Consider the following 5,026-nt stretch of genomic DNA (forward strand, 5'->3'; position numbering starts at 1 on the left):
GAAGCTGGGCTCGAACCAGCGACCCTCTGATTAACAGTCAGATGCTCTAACCGGCTGAGCTATTCGGGAGTACCGGTTTAAACAAAACGTTATCAAATGCCATCTATCAATTGAACAGCCTTGTTCGTTTTGGGAATGCAATATTAGGGCTTTTAAATTATTTATGCAATATTTGTATCGAAAAAAAAGACAAAAATTACAAAACACAACGTATGAGCCTGATAATCATAGGTACTGTGGCTTTCGATGCCATTGAAACTCCTTTCGGAAAAACGGATAAAATAGTTGGCGGCGCCGCAACTTTTGCTAGTTTGGCCGCTTCTTACTTCTACAATAAAACAAAAATTGTTGCCGTAGTGGGCGATGATTTCAAAAAAGAAGACATCAACACCTTAAACAAACACGGTATAGACACCGAGGGTTTACAAATTAAAGCAGGCGAAAAATCTTTCTTCTGGAGCGGCAAATACCATAACGACATGAACAGTCGCGATACCTTGGTTACCGAGTTAAATGTACTAGAAAATTTCGACCCTATTATTCCAGACAGCTACCAAGATTGCGAATATTTGATGCTGGGCAACCTCACCCCGCAAATACAACAAACCGTAATTAAAAGGCTAAAAAACCGCCCAAAACTAATTGTATTGGATACGATGAATTTTTGGATGGACATTATGATGGACGACCTCCTAGAAACCATCAAAATGGTAGATGTACTTACCATTAACGATTCGGAAGCCCGCCAATTATCTGGCGAATATTCTTTGGTAAAAGCAGCCAATAAGATATTAACCATGGGACCAAAATACCTGATCATTAAAAAAGGAGAGCACGGTGCGCTATTGTTCCATGAAGACAAAATTTTCTCTGCTCCGGCTTTACCTTTAGCAGACGTGTTTGATCCAACTGGCGCTGGCGATACTTTTGCAGGAGGTTTTATTGGTTACCTGGCAAAAGTAGGCACCATTAACTTCAACAACATGAAAAACGCCTTAATTTACGGCTCTGCCCTAGCATCATTCTGCGTAGAGAAATTTGGCACCGAAAGATTATTGGCGCTTAGCCAAGAAGAAATTGCCACTCGTTTGCAACAGTTTGTAAGCTTAAGCAGCTTCGAGATTACAAAATAAGCAACACGCTAGTTTATCCTAAAGTTTCGGGGCTTTCTAGGCTTCGAAACTTTAGCTATTAAAACTCGAAGCTACCCATATAGCTGCTATTTGATATTTTATCACGTTGATCGCTTACAAAAGCTAGCCAAATGTGATAGGTATTTCCTCGTTCACTTTCGGGAATAACAATACCACCTTCCTTTTCACTGCGGGCAGGTCCAATCCTAGTACCAAAAGCTCTTTCATTTTGCACATCATAAGCTAAAAAGATAAGCCTATCATCATAAAAGGCGGTCTTATGATCCGTATCATCATTCCAGCTCGCCCAAAAACCAGTATCGCTTTTTACAATGTTGGCATTAACAGGGGCAACCAACTGCCCCATACTAATGAGCACTTTACTGTAAACTATTTCTCCATCCGAACTAAAAGCATGGCGCATGTTGTAAGATTTAGCGGCATTATGTGCCGTCATTTGCCTTGTTTTAGCCTCCTGTGCAAAACCCATACGAATATAATCGAGTATAGGCGATAAAAAATATTGCATTTTATTAAAAACCGAGCGGCTAGCCCTTTGCCCAGGGGTGCCTTTTTTTCTCTTAGCACTGGGTTTTGGCAACGAACGTACCACCCATTTTCCGAATCGATAATAGCCAACCACCGCACCAGCTTTTCCACTAAAGCCTCCGTTAATTCCATTTGAAATAATTGCCATAGTATCCTCCTTAATGCAATATAACAACTAACTATCTAACAAACAAGCTAAAACAGCTAATTATTTCGTATATATTTCGAATATAATACAGGTATTAAACGGAAATATTAATTTAAAACCCGAATGATATCCGTTTAATATCCGAATGATACCCGTTTAATAAATGAAAAAATAACACAACGCATAGTACTTATGAAGCTAAGCTTGATTAATCATAAAAGTAATCTCTAAAAAGCAGCGACCAACCTGTGGCGGGACGAAAAGCTATTGGTAAATTTATGATAGCGTTTACCCCACTGTTAAAGCAGGACTAAGGTTGAGAATAGCCCTACTCAATTTATTGGCTTGTGTGCAGGCAACAACCGCCTTACTAAGGTATCAGTTACCAAAGCGCCTAGCCCTAGACATGCAAAAAACTCAAGTAATTGCCCCTAAAACAACTTTAAATGTCATAAAAATGTCAGAACAAGGCGCAGAATAAAATTTTGTTAGTGTAACATATACACTAACAAAAAATAATATATACCTTTGTGCTGTTGGTTTTGAACTAACAAAAAAAATTAGAAATTCCTCCTTAATTGGAATAAAGAGCAACCCGTTCATACAGGTTTATATTTGGTTAGAAAGAGAGACAAGCTTGGATGAGTTGTCTCTTTTCTTTTTTATAGGCATGCGAGTGCTCTGAAGCAGTGTTTAAGGACAATTGTGGTTCTGAGTGATTAATTAATCTATTTATTTATCGGTGTTAAATCTAGTTATTTCATACTGAATTTGCTTCCTCTCATCCCTACTATCCCTAATCTCATCCCTATTGAAGCTTTTTAAGCATCCTCTCATCCCTCTATATAGCTTTGATATAAAGCTATTTACCTTTTAAAGATACAGAAACTAGTGTACATTTGGAATTCAGCCTTTTGTGTTCAATCCCTACATCATTCCCTCCTCCGCCATACTATAATAGCTACTTTCACTTACAATCAAGTGGTCGTGAACCTCTATCTCCAGTAGCCTCCCTGCCTGTTTCAATTTCTCTGTTAACCTAATATCTTCACTGGAAGGTCTTAGATTGCCACTTGGGTGATTATGTGCAACTATCAAACTTGTAGCGGTCGCTTTTAATGCCGTAGCGAATATAACTCTACTATCCATTACCGTAGAAGCTCCACCACCCGTAGAAAGGTTAATAATACCCAATACTCTGTTATTACGATTGAGTAAAATCATTTTAGCCTGTTCAATATAGTTTATCAACTCCATATCCCAGTTAGCCATCAGTAAATTGTAAGCTTGCTTAGAGCTGCTAATCTGTGGTCTTTCTTGTGCGTTAAAATGAGGTTTGTAGCTGAGTTGCACTTCGGCAACCTTAAATAAATTCTGTTCCATATTATTTTAAATTAATTATGGAACCCTATCAGCCTTTCTCTACAAAAAGCAAAGAAGCAACGCAATAAATAGACTGTGTGCGGACATATGAGCGTTTATGGCGGAATTTCTTTAAGCGTGTTGGAGAGAAAGGGTAAATTTGTTTAAATGATTAATGAATAACACATACTACAAATCAAGATTTCTCTTTGGGTGAAATACTGTAATGAGGTATTGATAGCTGGTTTAGCTTATAAAGAGTATCGTTTGATTAAAGGGGGTATATATAGGTTAATGAAACGGGAAAGTTTGGATTTTAGAAGAGTGAGCTCTTGTCTGCTGCATTATAAGTTGAAACTTCACTCGTTCAAAACTTATTTACCAGGCAATTTCCTGCCTATCTTACTATTTTGGAAAATCTCATCTGCATTATTGCGAAAGTTAATTATAGCTTGCTCACATTGTCTGCAAAACGATTTCAAGTTTAATACGTATTTAATAGAATTTTCTGTAGTTGTAATGGCGATAAAAGGCGAATCGTTGCTCGCTTTCAATAGGAAATTACTACCAATAACCGAATTGTGTACCAATTTGCTCCTTGCAAATACATAAATTTGTTTTAAATCCTCTGTGCTTAGATTTAAATTGAAGTACAATGAATTTAATATTTTAAAATGTTGCCAACCTTCGTCATCTATTGTGGTAGATAAACCATCGACTTGAATTTGATAATTAGTATTTCTATAATAACTGCCTATCGTATCTACAATTGCAAAAAGTAAAATTGTTGCAGGGAAACCTAATACACCTCCGTTTGCATTTGCCCATACGTGCTTGTCAAGTTTACGATAGTTAAGCAAATATTTAGCAGCAAATATATGTTCTTCCAGAGCTTCTATCACCATCTCTTTTGGCGATTTATGACGTTTTACAAAAGTCATCTTACGCAATAAATATTATGGTTACAAATCATCTTTAGCTTTAGATCTAATAATATCGCTGTTGAGTTTATCAATATACAGAAGACTGACTGAACATTTATAATCCTTTTGAACAATGGACAATTGGATATCTCCTTTGTCAATCTTCCAAGTGGTATAATATTTACACATATCAAGCTTAACCGAACTCATTTTTCCACCATCGTCGTTCGGTGTGTAATTATCAAATTTTTCTATTACATCCGTTGGTTTTCCATATTTTTCGGTTAGTAGTTCTTTTAGGGTAAAATAATTACCTGAAAGTGAAGACCATGTTTCGCTAGAAGGAAATAATACCGCAATTTTATGTACTAAATCTTTTTCTTTAAGAGTTGACACACCGATGTAACAATCCTTAAAGCCAGCGAAGTCACCTTTAAGTAGAGCTAAACCATTTTCCGAACTTACGGCAGCGAAACCACTCTGTTTCATTTTTAAGACATACTGATTTAAGGTTCCATCGATTGGTACGCCCTTAAACATTAAATGCTCAGATGTGTTTGTTTGAGCCCTTAAAAAAGAAGATACAATTACTAGAAGTAGTACTGTGAGTTTATATTTCATAATAGTGAGTTTAATTTAAATGTTAAACAAATCTACGAAAACTCAATTAACTGACATTCAATAAATCATTTAATTGTTTAGAGTAATATCCAAATTTTAAATCAATTCCTTTTACTTAGGAGGGTAGTTCTGATTTTTGGATGTTAATCTATTGGCTGTTATTTTTAGTTGTATATCAAATTTTCCCATTTCAACATAAAGTCAGTAAGAATCATTTTTTATTTTTGATGATAATTAAAGCATAAATGCAACAACATAAAATAACACTAATAACCTGAGCTCGATTAATC

Annotated in this window: 5 protein-coding genes; 1 reads left to right on the forward strand and 4 read right to left on the reverse strand. The window is 36.1% G+C overall.

What is annotated here, in order from left to right; genetic code table 11:
- Positions 1 to 212 precede the first annotated feature (212 nt).
- Positions 213 to 1,133 (forward strand): PfkB family carbohydrate kinase, encoded by a 921-nt coding sequence (locus B3I52_RS06185; protein WP_293299577.1) that lies wholly within the window; start codon positions 213 to 215, stop codon positions 1,131 to 1,133.
- A gap of 58 nt (positions 1,134 to 1,191) precedes the next feature.
- On the opposite strand, the gene B3I52_RS06190 is transcribed toward B3I52_RS06185, so the two are convergent.
- From B3I52_RS06190 to B3I52_RS06205, 4 genes are all read right to left on the reverse strand, one after another.
- Positions 1,192 to 1,830: a DUF6266 family protein gene (locus B3I52_RS06190; RefSeq protein WP_293299579.1), complete on the reverse strand. Its 639-nt coding sequence runs from the start codon at positions 1,828 to 1,830 to the stop codon at positions 1,192 to 1,194.
- Between the two features lie 927 nt (positions 1,831 to 2,757).
- A complete protein-coding gene (locus B3I52_RS06195; RefSeq protein WP_293299581.1) occupies positions 2,758 to 3,213 on the reverse strand; it encodes a JAB domain-containing protein in 456 nt (151 codons plus the stop codon).
- Between the two features lie 353 nt (positions 3,214 to 3,566).
- On the reverse strand, positions 3,567 to 4,133 hold the full coding sequence (locus tag B3I52_RS06200; protein ID WP_293299583.1) for a hypothetical protein: 567 nt from the start codon (positions 4,131 to 4,133) through the stop codon (positions 3,567 to 3,569).
- 21 nt (positions 4,134 to 4,154) lie between these two features.
- On the reverse strand, positions 4,155 to 4,736 hold the full coding sequence (locus B3I52_RS06205; RefSeq protein ID WP_293299585.1) for a hypothetical protein: 582 nt from the start codon (positions 4,734 to 4,736) through the stop codon (positions 4,155 to 4,157).
- Between the last annotated feature and the right edge of the window lie 290 nt (positions 4,737 to 5,026).

Source organism: Pedobacter sp. UBA4863 (assembly GCF_002399615.1).
Taxonomy (GTDB): domain Bacteria; phylum Bacteroidota; class Bacteroidia; order Sphingobacteriales; family Sphingobacteriaceae; genus Pedobacter.